15 protein-coding genes and 1 pseudogene are annotated in these 18408 nt (G+C 55.9%); 8 read left to right on the top strand and 8 right to left on the bottom strand.

Going from position 1 to position 18408, the window contains the following annotated elements; translation table 11 throughout:
• Window positions 1-28: 28 nt before the first annotated feature.
• Together ACR3FE_RS25070 and ACR3FE_RS25065 are read left to right on the top strand one after the other, a co-directional pair.
• Window positions 29-751, top strand: a complete 723-nt coding sequence (locus tag ACR3FE_RS25070) for an ABC transporter ATP-binding protein (protein ID WP_458210576.1) — start codon at window positions 29-31, stop codon at window positions 749-751.
• Window positions 748-1446 (top strand): ABC transporter ATP-binding protein, encoded by a 699-nt coding sequence (locus ACR3FE_RS25065; protein WP_458210575.1) that lies wholly within the window; start codon window positions 748-750, stop codon window positions 1444-1446. The genes ACR3FE_RS25070 and ACR3FE_RS25065 overlap by 4 nt, the downstream gene beginning before the upstream one ends.
• A 72-nt stretch (window positions 1447-1518) precedes the next feature.
• Here the strand turns inward: ACR3FE_RS25065 and ACR3FE_RS25060 are convergent, their stop codons facing one another.
• The 6 genes from ACR3FE_RS25060 to ACR3FE_RS25035 all read right to left on the bottom strand — a co-directional run bounded on the left by ACR3FE_RS25060 (window position 1519) and on the right by ACR3FE_RS25035 (window position 7244).
• On the bottom strand, window positions 1519-2796 hold the full coding sequence (locus ACR3FE_RS25060) for an ABC transporter substrate-binding protein (RefSeq protein ID WP_458210574.1): 1278 nt from the start codon (window positions 2794-2796) through the stop codon (window positions 1519-1521).
• Between the two features lie 881 nt (window positions 2797-3677).
• Complete coding sequence (locus tag ACR3FE_RS25055; RefSeq protein ID WP_458210573.1) at window positions 3678-4436, bottom strand: PGF-pre-PGF domain-containing protein; 759 nt, start codon at window positions 4434-4436, stop codon at window positions 3678-3680.
• Window positions 4429-4728 carry a DUF7342 family protein gene (locus ACR3FE_RS25050; RefSeq protein ID WP_458210572.1) on the bottom strand — a complete coding sequence of 100 codons (300 nt, stop codon included), beginning with the start codon at window positions 4726-4728 and terminating at the stop codon, window positions 4429-4431. The genes ACR3FE_RS25055 and ACR3FE_RS25050 overlap by 8 nt, the downstream gene beginning before the upstream one ends.
• A 472-nt stretch (window positions 4729-5200) precedes the next feature.
• Window positions 5201-5704 (bottom strand): hypothetical protein, encoded by a 504-nt coding sequence (locus tag ACR3FE_RS25045; RefSeq protein ID WP_458210571.1) that lies wholly within the window; start codon window positions 5702-5704, stop codon window positions 5201-5203.
• A gap of 74 nt (window positions 5705-5778) precedes the next feature.
• Window positions 5779-6330 carry a winged helix-turn-helix domain-containing protein gene (locus tag ACR3FE_RS25040; RefSeq protein WP_458210570.1) on the bottom strand — a complete coding sequence of 184 codons (552 nt, stop codon included), beginning with the start codon at window positions 6328-6330 and terminating at the stop codon, window positions 5779-5781.
• Between the two features lie 143 nt (window positions 6331-6473).
• Window positions 6474-7244 carry an alpha/beta fold hydrolase gene (locus ACR3FE_RS25035; protein WP_458210569.1) on the bottom strand — a complete coding sequence of 257 codons (771 nt, stop codon included), beginning with the start codon at window positions 7242-7244 and terminating at the stop codon, window positions 6474-6476.
• A 220-nt stretch (window positions 7245-7464) separates the two neighbouring features.
• Between ACR3FE_RS25035 and ACR3FE_RS25030 the strand changes: the two are divergent.
• Window positions 7465-8118 (top strand): annotated as a pseudogene (locus ACR3FE_RS25030) (RNA-guided endonuclease TnpB family protein); the annotation flags it as partial.
• A 284-nt stretch (window positions 8119-8402) separates the two neighbouring features.
• Here ACR3FE_RS25030 and ACR3FE_RS25025 read toward each other — a convergent pair.
• On the bottom strand, window positions 8403-9563 hold the full coding sequence (locus ACR3FE_RS25025) for a hypothetical protein (protein WP_458210568.1): 1161 nt from the start codon (window positions 9561-9563) through the stop codon (window positions 8403-8405).
• Between the two features lie 242 nt (window positions 9564-9805).
• Here ACR3FE_RS25025 and ACR3FE_RS25020 point away from each other — a divergent pair, with 242 nt between their 5' ends.
• On the top strand, window positions 9806-11146 hold the full coding sequence (locus tag ACR3FE_RS25020; protein WP_458210567.1) for an RNA-guided endonuclease InsQ/TnpB family protein: 1341 nt from the start codon (window positions 9806-9808) through the stop codon (window positions 11144-11146).
• A 376-nt stretch (window positions 11147-11522) separates the two neighbouring features.
• Here ACR3FE_RS25020 and ACR3FE_RS25015 read toward each other — a convergent pair whose 3' ends face one another.
• A complete protein-coding gene (locus ACR3FE_RS25015) occupies window positions 11523-11690 on the bottom strand; it encodes a hypothetical protein (protein ID WP_458210566.1) in 168 nt (55 codons plus the stop codon).
• Window positions 11691-11972: 282 nt separating this feature from the next.
• On the opposite strand from ACR3FE_RS25015, the gene ACR3FE_RS25010 reads away from it, so the two are divergent.
• The 4 genes from ACR3FE_RS25010 (at window position 11973) to ACR3FE_RS24995 (ending at window position 17856) form a co-directional block, all read left to right on the top strand.
• On the top strand, window positions 11973-13445 hold the full coding sequence (locus tag ACR3FE_RS25010) for a flippase (RefSeq protein ID WP_458210565.1): 1473 nt from the start codon (window positions 11973-11975) through the stop codon (window positions 13443-13445).
• Window positions 13446-13534: 89 nt separating this feature from the next.
• Window positions 13535-15325 (top strand): asparagine synthase-related protein, encoded by a 1791-nt coding sequence (locus ACR3FE_RS25005; protein ID WP_458210564.1) that lies wholly within the window; start codon window positions 13535-13537, stop codon window positions 15323-15325.
• Window positions 15326-15796: 471 nt separating this feature from the next.
• The gene (locus tag ACR3FE_RS25000) at window positions 15797-16645 is read left to right on the top strand and encodes a polysaccharide deacetylase family protein (RefSeq protein ID WP_458210563.1); all 849 of its coding nucleotides are present in this window, start codon (window positions 15797-15799) and stop codon (window positions 16643-16645) included.
• Window positions 16642-17856 carry a polysaccharide deacetylase family protein gene (locus ACR3FE_RS24995; protein ID WP_458210562.1) on the top strand — a complete coding sequence of 405 codons (1215 nt, stop codon included), beginning with the start codon at window positions 16642-16644 and terminating at the stop codon, window positions 17854-17856. Before ACR3FE_RS25000 ends, ACR3FE_RS24995 begins: the two co-directional genes overlap by 4 nt.
• The last annotated feature ends 552 nt before the right edge of the window (window positions 17857-18408 follow it).

The following is an 18408-nucleotide window of genomic DNA, read 5'->3' as shown; positions in this document are numbered from 1 at the left end:
TAAACCGGATAGGGTCAATTCCTGATTAATGATTGAAGTCTCCCGTATACGGAAGTCCTTCGGTGGGCTGATTGCGGTAGACGACGTCAGTTTCACCATTGATACTGGGGAGATCGTTGGACTCATTGGCCCAAATGGAGCCGGTAAAACGACACTCTTCAACACGATCACCGGTATTCTCCACCCCGACGGTGGCGAGGTCGTCCTCAGTGGGGAGACTCTCACCGGGAAACGGCCGAACGAGATCTGTCACCGAGGCGTCGTCCGGACGTTCCAAGTTGTCCGGACGTTTAATGAGTCGACCGTGTTCGAGAACGTGCTGACGGGTGCGGTCTTCGGCTCTGGTGAGAAACGATCCCTCGCTGACGCACACGAACTCGCACATCGTTCGATTTCCTTTGTCGGGATGGAAGACAAAGCACAGACCAAAGCTAGTGAACTAACAATCGCCGACAAGAAACATATCGAGCTAGCTCGGGGGCTGGCATGTGAACCGAAGTTAATGATGCTCGATGAAATCGGCTCGGGATTAACACCAGCAGAACTCAGCGAACTGACCGAGACAATCGAACGAATCCGAGACGAACTCGACATCTCGGTCTTTTGGATCGAGCACGTCATGGACGCCATCCTCGGCAGTACCGATCGCGTCCTCGTTCTCAACGAGGGACAGCTCATCGCAGAAGGAACCCCTGACGAGATACGAGACGACGAGCGCGTCGTCCAGGCATATCTGGGTGGGGTCACATGATCTACGTGGACGATATCGACGTATCATATGAGGAGTTACAGGTGCTCTGGGACGTCTCGATTGAGATTACGACCGACGATCAAATCGTTGCCCTCGTCGGGCCGAACGGGGCCGGTAAGACGACGCTCCTGAAGACGATGTCTGGACTGCTGGCGGTCGATGACGGCTCCATCGAGTTGTTTGGACAAGACACAGCAACGCTCACCCCCGACGAAATTGTCGAGTTAGGATTCGTCCACGTTTCCGAAGCCCGAAACCTGTTCCATGACCTCACCGTCGAGGAGAACTTAGAAATGGGGGCGTACCGCCACCGGGATCAATTCGAGACGACGCGTGAGGAGGTGTTCGATCTGTTTCCCGTCCTTGCGGAGCGTCGAACGCAGAACGCTGGCACCCTGAGCGGCGGTGAGCAACAGATGCTCGCAATCGCTCGCGGGCTAATGGCACAGCCCAAGGTGCTTGCCCTGGATGAACTCTCCGTTGGGCTTGCACCGAAGCTAGCACGGCGAGTCTTCGACAAGGTCGAAGCGATCAGCGAGGAGGTGACAGTTCTTTTGACTGAACAACACGTTCACGAAGCCCTCAACCTTGCTGACCGTGCGTATCTCCTCGAGAACGGCCGAGTTGCTGCTGAGGATTCTGCAGACGAACTGCTGGCGAGTGACCGTATCAAGCAGTCGTACCTCCGGAGTTGACCATCGAGAGGAAACACTCGAGAGGCGTTCTCAGTGATTCGCGGAGAAGCACCGACGGTGGTCGGCGAGATATCACCAATCTTTCTTGATATATGGTTTCACAATATCTGCACTCAGTGGCTCGCTGCGAGAGTATTCGACGAGGCTGAATTTACCATCCGAGTAATAGTCCGGGCCGCCTTTCTCGAAGGTGCTAATCATCGCGACGACATCGTCAATCTCTCCCCACTTGGTGTACTTGAGTGGGGCTGCGAGTATCGTATCCAGTTCGATGTTCCGTATCTCGGTCGCAATCTTCGCTGGGTCGGCTTCTCCTGCGTTTTTAATCGCTGTTGTGATCAACTCCCCGGCAACGTAGCCCAGCCCGACGTGGGTATCCATCCGTTTGTTCTTTTGGTTGGCAAACCGCGTCGCCACCTGTTTGAACTGATCGCCGTACGGGTCGACGATATGGATGTGACCGAACGTTTTTGCGTTCTGTGCCCCCAATCCGCCGAACAGAACCGATGGTGGAAAGCCCGCACCGGTCGTCAATTTTGGGTTATAGCCGAGTTCACGCAATTGGTTGTGGATGGCTATTTGTCCCGGTGGATTGCCCGACGCAATCATCATCTCGAGATCCTTCGGCATATCGCGGATGAACGTGCCGAAATTGCTCTCTCCGAGCGGCGTGACGGTACTGTGCAGGTCGATATTGTTGGGCATGCGCTCTTTGATCTGTTCATTGACAGATTGACCCCATGCGTAATCGGCCATGATGGCTCCGACCTTCTGGAAGCCTCGGTCTTTGATGAGGTTTATCTGGTTTTGCATGTCCATCATCGCTGTGAGGCTCCCAGCGCGGAACGTGTACCGTGAGCTCTTGCGAAGCGCTTTGTGGCTGCCAGCCATGTGAAAGACGATCGGGACTTCGAGTTGCTCGGCCGTCCGTGCCGTCCGGATTCCCAGGTCGCTCGATACCGGGCCGGTCATCGCGACGGCACCGTCTTGCTCTACAAAGCGCCGGAACAGCGAATCTCCTTCTGCAGGATCACTCTTCGTGTCCGCTTCGACAATCTTGACATCGCGGCCTAACACTCCGCCATCGGCGTTCACCTCGTCGATAGCGAATTGCAGGCCTGCGGAGTGTGCCTCTCCCCAGGGTGAAAAATTCCCGGAAAGCGGTTGTAGCGAGCCAATCGTGATTGGCCCATCGTCACCGCCACCACCGAAGCCCCCGCCGAGACAGCCAGCGAGCAGCGTGAGACTGGATCCACCGAGTGTCTTGAGTAGTGGCCGTCGTCTGCCCGATCCCAGTGTAGATCCAGTTTGCTCATCCGAACCCTGGTTAGTGGGTTTGTTGTGTGGCATCAATCCACATAATCAACCAATATTTATAAAAACTTTCCGGGAATTTGACGTTCTCAGCAGGTGTAATTACAGAGAATCGAGGAGAAAGCCCACGACTTCAGTCGTGGGTGGATGTCAACACAATCGAACCATTCGCTCTGCGGATGTCTGAATCCGCTATGCCAAGTAGTGGCCACTCACGCTGGGAACTACCCTGCGTTTTGCTGGTCACGTTCCGGATTCGCGATGCGGGCTTCTCGTGCACGGACGGCCCCCGTGGCCGGCCAGCTCACCGGTCACCTATTGGCTGGGACGACCGTCTCCGGCGTTGACGTCATCCCGAGGGTGAATTGCGGCGAGAATAACTGAGCCCCGGAAGTGCTTATTCCCGACCAACGGGCCGATTTTTTGCAGACAGCATTTCGATCTGCGAGACTCGCGGTGAGCAATACAGAGCAGAGCGGAGAAAGAAGGTTCTGACCCGACATGGTGATAAATGACGCTTTCCTACTCTTTAGTGGGGAGAAATGCTGCCACACACCTTGGTTGTCGAGTTTAGGGCACATGTCATCGCATCGTATCAGTGTTTCTCCGATTTTGATGCGCCGGTCTGCCGATTCGGACCGGCACGTGGGTACGTTCCGGCTGACGGGGCTGGGCAAAGCGAGAAACCCACCGCTCACCCAGTTGCCCGCTGACCCCCGTAAGACGGGTTTTCAGCCGGGTTCCATTTTGATGCAGTGGTTGTCGGCTTCCTCTCCGCAAGGTGTGCATCGAGTGCTTTTGTTACATCGCCGATTTGACGTCCCGCCTGCTGGAGGGAACTCAACCCTGTCTGCTCTTGTCTTTCGACCTTCATCAGAGATAGAAAGTCATAGTCGAATTTGAAGAGATTCACTGCATCATCGACGTGTCCGGAGCACGTACGCCCCACCAGCAATCACAGCCAGCAGCGTGCCAGCGATCCCGACCTGTGTGAGCGGGATTGAGCTCGTATCACTACTCGGGGAGGGCGTCGCAGTCCCTTTTGAGGTAGTAGTGGTTGTGGTGCTAGAAGACGATGTCTCTCGTGTGACCTGCAGTCGCCCAGCATCTACATCGTTTACTCGGAGTGCATACTCGCCAGCCGTCTCAAACTGCGGGCGGAAGGTGACTGTCTGTGTGTTGCCGGGCGAGACCGTGACCTGAACCGTGTCCTCGCGTTGATCATCGATGAAGAGATCGACGGTGAATTCGCCGGTGTCATTCCCTTGGTTCTCGATGACCACGGTCACGGTAATCTGTTCGCCAGCCATGATTTCCGTCGTCGAAAGGGTGGCATCGGCGACTCGAATCTCGGCGGTAGGCTGGTGGGTACCGATGGCGAAGATAGACAACCCTGGTGACTCGGCTCGGAAGAGAATGCCCGTCTCCGTCTGCCCGGCGACCGTCGTCGCTAACGCGGTCCACTCTCCATCGTGGTATCGGTAGAGCACAACATCAGAGGCGCTGATACCCCGGTTGTTGAGGCGATCCTTTGAGAGTCGGAACTGGAATGTAACGTTGGTGATTGCCTCATCAGGGACACTGTGGCCGATTTGGATGTGTCCGAGTGTGCCGTTCGGAGATTTTTCGACCGGGGGTGCGTTAGTGGGTGGGTTGTCAAACTGGGTGTCACTCAATCTGCTCTTGCAGAGCAGTCCGCAACTGGATAAGCTCATCGCGGTCGCGGTCGTCCAGCAAGTCACGGAGTGCTCGCATCCACGTGTAGAGCGGGTCAGGCTGAGAGAGCGTTGCTTGCTCACCCGAAACAGTCTGGAGAACGTTCATCTCGACGAGTCGCTGAAGATGGGCGCGGGTAGTGTTTCTAGCGACGAGGGCTTCATCGGCAATCCAGTCGGCGGTTCGTGGTTTCGAGAGCGTCAGGGCGATCGAGCGAACACGGTCGAACGCACTCGTATTTTCTCCCCCCACACGTCGGTTCCCGGTGCGTCAGTTATAGAGTTGCAGGCGAGAAAACCCACGACTTCAGTCGTGGGATGAATCGCCGTCATCGGTTTCAAACACTGAAACCAATAGATTTGAGTGCCCTCACCACGCATCTGGGTTTGTCGATTCGATGGTTTCCCATCGGATTCTGACAGTCCGAAAACTGGCAGTTGACTCGGTGTTTGCCTTACCAAATAAGTAAGCCCTCGGACACGCAGACCGACACAAAACAAGCAGGTACCTCTGAGTCCTTCCCAGGATAGGAGTAACGGGGGCGTGGCACTCCCATCGGCGCGTCGGGTCGGAAACCCGAGGTTCCCAAACCAACGCAACCGGGCGTGGGAAGCCCACGACTTCAGTCGTGGGAGGATGTCACACTCCTCTTATGGTCATTAAGTACAATAATTCAACCGGGAGTTCAGATATTTGCGTTCACTGCTAGTCAAATAGGTCTCTTCTACGATTTCTCCTTCTCTCGCAGACGGGCTTCGAGTGCGTCGAGTACTTCCCAGAGCACGCCGACTGCCGAGGTCGCGTTAAGCGTGAACTCATAATATGCGTAGTTTTCATCTGGCGTTTCTCGTTCTTGAGTGTGGAGATGGCCACTGACGTGTGGGTTCGGTTCGAGATGCCACCCACAGTCAAACCCCGAAGATTCGCTGTAATGGAAGGCAAAGTTGGCGCTCAGTGACGTCCGTTTACGGTCTTCCAACCCAGTCCCCGGTGGAAATGTCGGATTCGGCTGCCATGACACCCGCAACATCGCTTGGTCAGCGTCGCGTCCAAAGTACTCGGGATCAATTGTGGCCCGAACTTCGGCATAATACCCGTCTGGAATGCCGTATGCGTTCGTGATTGCCGGGTGGCGGTCAAGTTGTTCTCGCAGTGCTCGAAGAATGCGATGGCGCTTCTCAGCCGACTCGTTTGGGGTGGGTGGCCCACCATCCGGGCGAAGACGCAACAGTGAGCCCCTCGTTCTCGCATCGCGTCCTGATCTTCGGTACGTTGATAGAACCGGCCATTCAAACGGGTCAGTCATGCGGAGGCAGAGGGACGAGCAGTATAGGTGTCGTAGTGGTCGATCGCATCTCGAAGCAGGGAGAGATGATACTTCGCGGATGCCCAATCATCTGCTCGGCGGAGTCGAGTGCGAGCCTCGTCAGCAGAGAGTTCCTCACCTGCAACTGTTGCTCGGAGGCTAGACGGATCACTCACTCCGTACTCGTCTTGCCACGCCTCAATGTCGCCCTGTATTGCAGCGGCTTGTTCAGCGAGTTCGGCCGCTGTATTCGCATCCACGAGTTCGCGGAGTGCCGTTAGCCGCGAGTAAATCGGATCCGGGTAGTACGTTCGCCCGCCACTCGTATCGTCGGTGACGAGAATCCCGAGATCCACGAGACGAGAAAGATGATCGCGTGTAGTAGGCTCTGAAACATGTGCTTCGTCGGCGATCCACCCCGCTGTCCGTGGTTCTTGCAGTGCGAACGCAACCGACCGTACTCGATCAAAGCTAGTCGTGTGCTCCTTCCACCGCTCGACATACGCCAGCTCTGAACCGGTTTCTCCATCAGTTGGTGACTTGGTCATACACACTCCTACACTCTCGCGAGTCATAATCTTTCCGTAGATAAAATAATTTACGTCATTGTCGCCGACTACCACCCAGTTACCGAGTGGGACAGAAAAACAGCATGCTCGTCGTGAACGCCCAAGGTGTTCGTTTCGTCAGTTTATCGGTGCCCCTCCAGCACGTCCGGAACACTTCGAAGGAGCGTCTGCAGGTGATCCGCATCATCCAATACGCGTAACTGGGCGGTGGGCATCTGCGCTGTGAGGCGTCGAACGTTAGCGATTGGTACGTTCGTATCGTTGTCACCGTGCCAGAAACACACCTCCGTGCCGATTTCATCGAACGGGAAGTTCCAATCAGTTGCTATATTACGAAGTTCAGTGACTGCGCCACGGCGATGGTGGGTGAATGCCTCGATGAAATCCGCCTTGACGATTTCTGCGGCATCGTCGGGCACCGACTCGGCGGTGTCTTCTGCAGTGTATTGCGCGACGACGAACGATGGGCCAAGGTAATCTGCGAGCCACGCCTGTCCTCGGAAGAGTCCCCGAAGGACGAATGGCGTTTTCGACGCCAATCCCGCGAGAAGCTGCTGTATCATGGGCGTTTCCTCGCTAACGTCGGGTGATGTTGCACCGCCGATGATATCGACGCGGTTGATCCGATCCGTGTGTGTCGCTGCTGTCGCAAGTGCGTGTGGCCCGCCACCGGAGAATGCAATGAGACCAGCGGTCTGGACGTCGGCGTCGTCGAGGACGGTACTGACGAACGTTTCAGCGTCACGTACCGAGCGAGCTGGCCACGGCGAGGAATGGCCATAACCAGGCCTGTCGGGCGCGAGTAATCGAATTCCGTGCTCCTGGGCCGCTGTGTCGAAAAGCTCTCCGAGTCGGCGAGATCCGGGCGTGCCATGGAGAAAGACGACTGGCATTCCATCTGCACACCCATATTCTGTGTATGTGAGTTGTCGATTCTCGTCTAATTGAACGGTCGCTGTTCGCTTACAGAGATTCAAGGAGAAAGCCCACGGCTTTAGCCGTGGGATGAATCCGACAACTCACGACAAAATCCACCGACGACAATAGGAACACCGGTTGCTCACACCGTGAATTTATGGGCGTTCATCCTCTTAATCGAAGTACAGCGAACCGATGTATCGAGCGGTCACGACCACCGTCCGTGTTCGCCTCCACTCGCTCACGCACCGGAAAGAGCACCTCCTCACCCGTGAACAGACCGCGTTCCAACACGCAGTTCACGGCGACGAGGACGTCGACCTCTATTCGGCGACCGCTCAACAAGCCGACAAGGTTCGCACAACCAAGAATCCACGCAAGGACTCCATCCAACCAGTTGTCCTTCGCAACGACTGCATCACCATCGAACGGGACGACGATACCATTCTGTCTGATTGGTGGTTTAAAGTTCCCATTTACGACCCTGACCGAGGTCACGGGAACTCGATTTGGTGTCCCGCTATCGTCCCAGAAAAAGACGAATCGTTGATGAGAGACGAGTACATCAGCGATTCCGAACTCGTCCGAGACGACGGCAACTGGTACGTCCACCTCGTTTGTACGCGGTCTGTGGCCGTGAGCGAGGCATACGACGATGTGCTCGCCGTTGATATGGGGTCGAAGTGGATTGCTGTCAGCACGTTCTTATCCGATCGTGATACGCAATTCCACGGGAAGCGTGTTCGAGACGTTCGAGAACAGTACAAGCAACTTCGCAAGAGTATTGGGAAGGCGAAAGTTCGCCACGGAGCGCAAGTCATCGAACGGCTTGGAGACAAGGAATCGCGCATCCCTCGATGCAGGATGATGCGTTCCTGCGAGGGTTCGTTGTCCGCGTCGAACGAACCGGGACGCCACCGACTGAGGCGCACCATACGCATCGAGGCGGGAATACCGACACCGACGTGACGGCAACACCCGCTGGACAGGCCGAAGAGTAGGGCAATTCACGCACGCTCTGTGTCGGTCGAACAGACCCCTTCCCAGTTGGCAGGTGGTCAGTACCCGATACGCGCTCTGTATCTTGCACGGATATCGAAACCTCTTGTCGAACTTGTGGAATGATCGGTGGTTCACAGTCCCAGCCCGGTACTATATTCCAACGTTCCGAATCCGGTACCCATCGACTCGGCGTCGATCGACGTGCCGCCGACGTGTCCGGTGAGTCCGGTCATCCGGAACATGAACTCGTTGTAACTCCAGTGAGACGCAAGCCGACCACCGACTCTCGGACGATCGAGCCAGTTTCGAGCATGGCCATAGGTTCGGGCAACGAACCGCACATAATCGCCCGCCTCATTCTCGACGCGAACGTCGAAGTCAGGGTGCTCGCCAGTGCCCAGGAGTGGTTCGACAGTAGCCGTATCAAACTCGACGTGCCCATCTTTCGAGCCCCAGTTCCAGAATCCGTCTTGTCGAAGGGGTATCGTCAGGCGTTCGAGTCTGTTCGAGGAGAAGAACTTGTACCCCCGTCGGAACAGTTGTGGCCCGATAAACGGGATCAACACCGAAAACGAGGTCCCATCCGGGAAGATCGCCCATACCCACTTCCAGGGTAACAGCGGCATGTCGAAACACACGTGCTGGAAGTAACACGACCCGGAGAGCGTCTCGGGGCCGTCGGGCAGGTCGAACTCCCCTTCGAACTCCATCCGGCGCCAGGCCACAACCTCGGCGCCACCCAGCGGTGTGTCGATATCCAGTGAGTGGTGTGGTGAGGTCATCTTCGAGTCGAGGTCGCCCCACGCCTCGAACTCCGCCTCGACGTCATCACCGACGACGTGGGCTCTCAGACCGAGGAGGCGGTCCGAGAGCGCTGCCACTTCGCTTCCGCGTCTGGTGCCGTCCTCGCGGTCTGCCCAGGCTTCGAGACGCTGGTCCTTGCGAGAGAGCACCGCTTCGGCTGGTTGCCTGACGACGTGGTCGTGGACCACTTCGTCGTCGCCGGTCCAGCCGACCGTCGTCGCGTTGAATCTGTCCACACCGTCGACGACGGGGCGGTTAGCGTCCATTCCCTGAGGCGGGAGGTCGTTCACACGGCTCTCGTCGCCCACACAGGCAGCTATCGAGAACATGAGCTGTTTCGGCCCGTAGCCCTCCTCTCCCTCTGGAAACAGGATGAAAAACCACCAGGACGAGGACATCTCGTTCTGTCGCTCGGGGTTTTGCCACCATATCCTCTCGAAAACGCGTCGGTGCTCAGCGAGAGTTCTGTCTGCGAACGCGTCAGTCATTGGTGCACCTCTCGCTGGACCGCTCAAATAAGCAGTACATCTGTTGCTGGGCTTTCGTGGAGAATCCTACAGACCGGCGCAATTTCGGTCTCCGTCGGTTACGGAGAATCAAGGAGAAATCTCCGCCCTTCAGGGCGGGGATGAATCCGACAATATTCTCCACAATCAACCGGACGGTGACAGGGCCGAGTCTCCCACGCTAATCCATGCCTTTACAACCGAACATTTCGTAGGAACTGGTGATGAAGCGAGCCAACCAGTTCAACGTTCGCCCTCGCTCCAACAAGGAGCGTGAGGTGTTCGTTCGCTGGTTGGACGCTTCTGCGAGTCTCTGGAACGAGACGAACTACGCTCGCCGCCAAGCCTTCCTCGAAGATGACGAAAGCGTTTGGGACGCCGATACTGGCAGTCTCGAAGGCAAGTACAAGGGCGTTCTCAGCAGTTCGGTCGCCCAGCAAATCATTCGGAAAAATTCGGAATCGTGGCGATCGTTCTTCAAACTCAACGAGAAATATCACGCCGGGAAACTCGAAGAGCGACCGTCGCCACCGGGATACTGGGGCAGCGAGGAAGATGGACGGGTGCTTCGCACCTACGTTCGCAACGACCAGTATACCATCAAGTTCGGAAGGCGTTCCCGACTTGAAGTCCCGATTGGCTCCGAACTCAAAGAAGAATATGGCTTCGGGTACAGAGAACGACTTCGCCTCGAAGTCGCAGGCAACCCCAAGTGGAACGGCGAGCAGGGTCGACTCGAACTTGTGTACGACGAACTCGCAGATACGTTCAGGGCTTTCCAACCAGTCACCGTCCCTGATTCTCGACTGGACTCACCACTGGCTGACCATTCAGCCGCTCTGGACGTTGGCGCGAACAACCTCGTCGCCTGCACAGTATCGACCGGCTCTCAATACCTGTATGAAGGACGCGACCTGTTCGAAGAGTTCCGCAAAACCACGGAACGAATCGCACACTACCAGTCGCTCCTCGAAGACCAGCGCAAGTCCAGCAAGCGCATCGACCGATTGTACCGAAAACGAACAAACCGCCGAAATAACGCTCAAGACAGCCTTGTGCGCGACCTCGTGGAACAACTCTATGACGATGGGGTTTCGATGCTGTACGTCGGAGACATCAAAGGTGTTCTCTCGTCGCACTGGTCGCCTCGCGTGAACGAGAAGACGCACAACTTCTGGGCGTACCGCCGGTTCATCAATCGCCTCGAAAGCGTGTTCGAAGAGTACGGTATCATGGTCGAAGAAGCGTCCGAAGCGTGGACGAGTCAGACGTGTCCCAAGTGTGGAAAGCGCGATGAGACTGTTCGCCATAAAGACACGCTGACGTGTCCGTGCGGGTTCGAGGGGCACGCGGATCTCGTGGCGTCGGAATCGTTCCTGAGACGGCAGAACAACGCGGTTGGGTCGATGGCACGGCCCGTGTACCTCAAGTGGAACAATCACAACTGGCGGGAACACCATAGCCCGCCCTCCATCGCGGTGGAGACAACGACCAACGAGGAGTACACAAACCAGAGTACCGCTATGAGCGGGAAAGTTGCCTCCGTGGAATCTCAGGACGACTGAGACTTCAACGAGAGGAATCCTCGCCCTTCAGGGCGGGGAGGATGTCAAGATGCTTCCCTCCACCGACCCAATCACTCGAATCCTGACAGTATCGAAGTGACCGACTTGCGCTTTGTATTCAGCACGAGTGCGATGACTTACCCAGTCGCTGTCACAAACGTCGTGCTGAATAGAGAGCGTACATTTACTAGCTCCCCCGTTCTGGACTCAGAACCACCACGAATTGCTTTCAGGCGCGAGAAGTTTGTTCCTTCAAATTTCAGTTCACCGTCCTATTGGCACGAATACCCGGCGTGGACACCTCCGATGTCGCGCAGGTAGGCACTAAGACTCACAGTCCAGTGACAGCCGACCCGGCACAGTTGGCGGTCGCCCACTAGATGATGTTGTTCTCGCCGTGCGACTCCACCACAACCACGGCGAATTGCTCCGGAAACCCATCGATAGCACTCGTCCGATTTTCCCAGAAGACGAGCGTATACAGCCCGTGGACGCGAGACGATTCGGAGGAGGTAACCTCCGTTACCGTACGAGAACCCGTCATGTGGTGCTGACCAGAGCGTAGGAACCACATAACAAACTAAGAAGTCATTACTATACTACTTGAGATGATGCAACGAACCAGCGTCCAGCTAATTCCTGGTAGACGAACACTGGCTTTTGAACGCACGGTCACCCCCCGATTCGATACTTGTCCCAAGCCCCCTTCCCAGAGGAACTGTGCCGAGTTACCTCCAGCAGATCATGGAACCTCCACATCGGCGTCTCTGCGCCGCAGGCCATACTGAGACCAGACAAATAAACCAGTATATCACTAATCCATAAAATGACGCTTCAGGATCATATCGGGATAGGTCTAAAAATGACGTTCGTGGCGCGTGTCGTGCGCATCGTCGCCAATGGACTGCTGATGGTTCTTTTGACACAGTTTCTCCTGCAACCGGCTGAGTATGGCCTCCTCTTTCTTGCGCTCGCCATTCTCGGTGTGTTTCAATTGTTCTGTGACTTGGGTCTCGCAAAATCCGCTGCGCGCTACATCACCGAATTCAAGGAATCAGACCCCACACAAATTCCGCATATTCTTCGAACCGCGCTCAAATATCGCCTGATTCTGTTCACCATCGTTGGCATCGGCCTTCTCCTAATGCACACCCACATCGCATCGTTTTTCGACAACCCCGCCCTGACGCCGTTCCTCCTACTCGGCGTTCTCTACATGGGTTTCCACTCGTTCACCGCGTTTAGTAGCGTTCTCTTCCAGGGGTTCGACCGCGTTGTCTGGAGTGCCGGCACACAGACTGTCCAACATGTGAGTCGAATTATTTTTGCCCTCATCTTCGTTCTTGGCTTTGGACTGGGCGGCATCGGCGTCCTGGTAGGATATACGGTAGCTGCGGCCCTTGCCACGGCCACCGCATTCTTCATCCTGTATACGCGATTTTACACTACGTTCGAGAAAACCGAGTCCCTTGAACCAAGCCTCCCCCGCAAAATTTTTGAATACAGCATCCCGCTCACAGTGACCCGGAGCGCAAACATTCTCACGTACAGGGTTGACACTCTTCTTATCGGATTTTTCCTCAATCCGATCGCTGTCGGCTACTACACCTTGGCAAAGCAAATTTCGATGACGATGCTCGTTCCTGCGGGATCGCTGGGATTCACCATCTCACCAACGTACGGAAAACAGAAAGCCAATGACCAACTCGAGCAGGCAGCTCGCCTGTACGAAACGACTCTCCAGCACATGCTCGTCCTGTATCTGCCTGCCGCAACTGGAATCATTCTTGTTGCCGAACCTGCCGTTCGCTTTATTTTTGGCCAGGCATATCTCGGCGCCGTTCCTGTCCTCCAAATCTTCAGTGCGTACATCGTCTTACAGGCTCTCAACAGCATCACGACGGACGCGCTCGACTATCTCGGACGGGCACGCTCACGGGCAATTGCGAAAATGGCCACGGCCATCGCCAATTGCGGGTTGAACGTGCTGCTCATTCCAGAATTTGGAGTGGCGGGCGCCGCCATGGCCACCGTCGCTACGTTTAGCATCTATACGTTGGCGAACCTCTACATCATGCATCGCGAAGTGTCACTTACCGTCGGTCGCCTCCTACACCCGATCAGCTCTATTAGCGCGGTTACCGTTGGCATGAGTATCGCGGTCGTGATTGCCACCCAGTACATCTCGGGAATCCTCTCACTTGCCGGGGTTGTTGTGCTCGGGGTGGTTGTCTGGGGAGGGTTGGTAACGGCGAGTGGTCTTCTCGATATCAGGTCTGTTGTTTCAGCTATCTCCTGATTAATTCTTGCCTATCGAATGCTACAACCGGATCCTAATATTCATTCAATTTATGCATAACAATATAGGCAGCTATGTATTTTCGGTTCATGCCAGGATTAACCGGCGGTACGGTTGATAGTCGCTCTCTCGACGCGATGGCGGAGTCGATGCAGCACGAAGACTGGTACCAGCAAGAGACCCTCGTTGGACGAAGGTACGGTCTAACTAGCATCAATCATGGTGAAAAAGATCCTGCTGGCCATACCGTCTGGCGAGGTCGCAGACGGATGGGCATGCTGCATGGGGTGATTTCGAACAAAGCCAACCTTGGAATGGATATGGGCGAGATCGTTCGAGCAGTCCTCGACCGTCCGGCTACCGTGCTCCCGAAACTCGATGGCCCCTTCGTGCTGGCGTGCGCCGATCAAACCGGGTCGTTCGTCGTGGCGACTGACAAACTCGCATCACGCCCGTGTTACTACACAATTGCGAATGGATTCTTCTTTGGAACCGAACTCAAAGCCCTCCTCACCCAACTCGATGACCCGCAGTTAGACAGGCAAGCGGTCAGCGACGTACTGTTGATGGGGTACGTCATCGGGCAAAAGACACTTCTTACGGACGTTCATTCGCTCGCCCCCGGAACATATGTCAAGTACGCTAATGGAACTGTCTCACGCAAGCGGTACTGGAGTCCCAGCTTTGGATTGGCGTCTGAAAGCGATTACGTTGAGCAAGCAGTTGACCGATACCGCGACGCGCTAGCGAACGCTGTAGATTCCGTCAGCGGACAAGTCGGACTCTGGCTTTCGAGTGGTCTCGATAGCCGAACCATGGCAGCAGTCCTCAACGACGAAGTCGACTCATTCAACGCGTATACATACGCCTCACATTGGGGGAACGACTGTGAAGGTGCAGCGAACGTTGCTGATGCTCTCGATATCGACCATCAGATCTGTGAGTACACGGCGTCAGGCTGCCTCGACGCAATCAAGAAGGGTGTTGATCTCATGGACGGAATGAACCAGTGGTCGTTCTACGTGAACCTCCCTGCTGCATTGAACGATATCCCAGCCCACATCGATGTGTTACTCGAAGCGAGCGGGCAAGGAGAGTTCTTCGGTGACGTGATGAACCTCCACTATCTTCGGAAAAAGACCCCGGTAGAGGCAGTGTACGAGCTCAAGCGTATGGTCTCGGCGGACGATGTCAAGGCACTCATCACCGAAGATATAACCCCGAAAGCATCTTTCAGGAGAGTCTTAGAAACCAGCCCATACGACAACCCTGAGTACAAGACACTGGATGCGAACTGGCGGATTATCGCCAATGGCCACTTCCGAGGCAACAAACTCTATCGTAGTCAAACCGGAACGCGAGTACCGTTTGTTGATGGAGCGTTCCTCGATCACATTGCGAAGATGCCGCTGAATGCATATCGACAGCGAACGCTCCCGTTTACGAACGGAAAGGCGCCGTACAGTGTCGCCCCTCTCAAACTCCAGGTCATGCGCGAAGTCGGGGGAGACGTCAATCATATTCCGTATGACCGGACTGGGTTGCCACCAACGTACTCGTTGCCATTGCAGGCGGCAGGGTTCGTCGTAACGCATCTGAAAAACCGGTTCACCAAGTCACGGGACACCATGCAGGGAGAATGGTATCGGCAACACCCGGAGATGAAGAAGTTCATTAACGACCTCTTGGAAGCGGCTTGTGACCGGCGTTTATTCGACGCGGACGCAATTCGTGACATCCAGCAGGCCCATCTGAGCGGGAAGACTGATAACATGCAGATTATCTCGGCTCTCACGACGATCGAACTCTGGCGACAGACCCATCTCGACCAGAAGCGCACGGCTATCAAACAGAAGAAGCCCTCTCTGACTACAAAATGAGAATTCTGTGTCCAAGAGGAGGCAACTCGAGTTCCTCTCCCAACGGATCAAATGCCACTTCTGGGAAGGTTCTTGAATGAGCACCTGCCGACATTTTCGTACACCCAGTGTTTTAGCTGAATGCAGGCGCTAAGCCTCCGTCTTCAAGGAGCAACGCAGGCCGAAGGTCGAGTAGCGCAGTAGAGCGGGGTAGTTCACTGGCCCGAGTTCAGTCTCCCGTTTTCGAACCTAATCTCGAAGAGAATGGAAAGCCTACCTGGTTAGCCATCGGTTGCAAGAACTGACTGAGCGACCGTAGAAAGAAAACATACGAATGTTTGACGTTTGAAAGAATGAATTGAGCGAGGAAGACTGTCCCTATACAGTTAGTTGCAGCTTGTAAGAAATGGTACATGGCGAGAAGGCCACGCTTATTTCGTTAGTACCTACCACATAACAAATAAGCCTTCACTAATATTTCGGCATGTACCCATGCAATTAGCCGGATTCAGCCTGTCAGACTATAGGCACCTGCTAGAAACGGCCCTCGACCAGAACTACAACTTCTACACCGTGGCCGAGTTCTTCACCGCGGACTCCATCGAAACCCCGTCGATCGTGCTCCGCCACGATGTGGATCGGCGCATCGGGAATGCGGTAGCGATGGCCGGACTCGAAACCGAACTGGGCATCGATGCAACGTACTACTTCCGGACGAGCACGTTCGACCCCACAATCGCGCGCAGAATGGAAACGGCGGGTCATGAAGTTGGGTATCATTACGAGGACTTGGCAAAAGCTCGTGGTGACATGAACCGGGCCCACGCCCGGTTCGCGGCCAACCTCGTCTCGTTCCGCCAACACGTTACCATCGACACCGTCTGTTCGCATGGGAGCCCGCTCTCCCCACACCTGAATACGGATATGTGGAAGGACGCCCGGACGCCAGCCGATTACGACCTTCTTGGGAAAGCTTACGATATCGAGGCCGCCGCCGACGGTACCAGCGATCGGGTGTACTTCTCTGATACTGGTCGCGACTGGGACGCGTCCGTCCCTGGCTTCGGTGCAATCCACTCGACTGACGATGTGAGACACGCACTCGAGTCTGGCGACTGTCCGGCTGTATATCTGCTCGCACATCCCAGCCGTTGGTCGACAACCCACTTCCAACGCGTCGAGCGACCGAGTTGGGATTTCGCTGCGGAAACCGGTAAAGCACTGGCGAGCGGCGTCCACACCATCCAACTGACGGGTGGCCAGGTCGCCGAGCAAACGCGCGTTGTCCGAGCGCTCCGCTCGCTAGCGGGCACCGGCACTCACCGGGGTGAGCGCGAGTGAGTGAGAACACATCAGTGACGACACGTCGCGCTGTTCTCCGGAGCGGCATGGCCATCGCCGGCACCACACTGGTCGCTGGGACGCCGGTCACTGCTGCCAAAACGAACGGCAAACTGGTGTTCACATACGACGATGGCCCCGTCAAGGACTTCACGCACACATATCAGAAAGCCCACCGCAAAGAAGGCGTACCTGGCTGTTCAGCCGTGCCAGCGGCCAGTGTCGGGAATAGCGATAATCTCAGTGCCACCCAACTCCGAACCCTTGAGGACGCGGGCTGGGAAATCATGTCCCACTCAGTCAAGCACCGCGCACTGGGAGATATCGAAGTAACGCGCGACATCGACCCAGATGATCAAAAACTCTACGTGAAGACCAATCTCCACGGGAAAATTCCGGACGATACGCTCGTCGTCAGCGATGGATCTGACTCAACGACCGTCACGGTGGCTGGGAAAGGCTCCGACGGACGAGGTGAGTTCGTGAAACTCGACTCACCGGTCGGGCAGGCGTTCACCGCCAGCGACGGTGTCACCGAACGTTACACGGACGACATACTACGTTATGCACTCGGCGAGTCGAAACAGCAACTCGAACAACACGGCGTGACTGTTACGAACATCGTCATGCCGTATGGGGGCTACGGGGGACGTACCCAAGAACTCGCGGGCGAGTACTACACTGCGGTTGCGAACGGCGGGCTCGCGATTGGTGGGCGAGCCCAGATTCACCATGCCAACGAGATTCAGCTTCCCCACCTCTCGAGGGCGATGTTCCGCCGCGGGAAGATGACGAAACCCGAACTCGGTTCGTTCCTCGACGAGGTCGCCGCTGCCGACACGCTCGGCATTCTGGGTGGGCACAGCTGGTGGCAAGAACGGCTCCCGCCGGAGCGAATCCGGATGGCGATTCAGATGGCCAAAGACCGAAACATCGACATCGTCACGCTCCGCACCGCGCTTGCCGATCTCGGCGTGACCGCCTCATCGACGTCGACAACCACGATTATGACCACTGATACGTCGCGGGCGACCAGCGGCGGTGGCGGCACCCAAACAACACAACCGAGCGATAGTTTCGTGGCCGGCGAAGACGATGAGTCGACTGCTCAGTCTACCACGACGGAAACGAACCAACCGGGATTCGGGGTGATTGCAGCACTCGTCAGCATTGGGGGTGCAGCCGCACTCAAGCGACGCTTGAACGAATAAAGTCCTTCTATCTCACGTTCTTGGCGTGCAAGAGCCGTTTTCACATTCTATGGAGTGTAATTGCAGTCGTCAATTGCTGTGAGCACCACACTCAAATGAATAATATGATATATTGATATAATGGACGTGAGAACTGTTGAACGACCAATTCAGCTGGAATCTGAAACAGGTTTTCTCGCACTGAGCAACCCAACCCCCCCTTGGTCGAGATCAGAGGCGTGCTGCATTTGCGCCCTGTATGCAGCACGACCGCTGAAACCTATCACCGGTTGAGGGTTTTCAACAGAGCCGTCTTTTTCGTCGTTGTCTGCGGCTATGTCGTCACGGCAGCGATGAGTTCGTCACGGCAGACTGGATACCCGTTATCGAATGTGTCCGCGAGTGCCGACCGGATACCGGCGACCTTCTGCTCGACCGAACTCGCATCGCCTCGTTTTACGTAGGAACAGGCGCAAAGCCTCGCCCTTCAGGGCGGGGATACGCGCCGTACAGTTTAAGCGTCCTCCCGCCGTATATTGCTTACCGGAGTTCCCTCGTTGGCGAATACGGTCT

The sequence above is a fragment of the Haladaptatus rarus genome (genome assembly GCF_054177585.1).
This window is presented reverse-complemented; position numbering and strand designations above follow the sequence as displayed.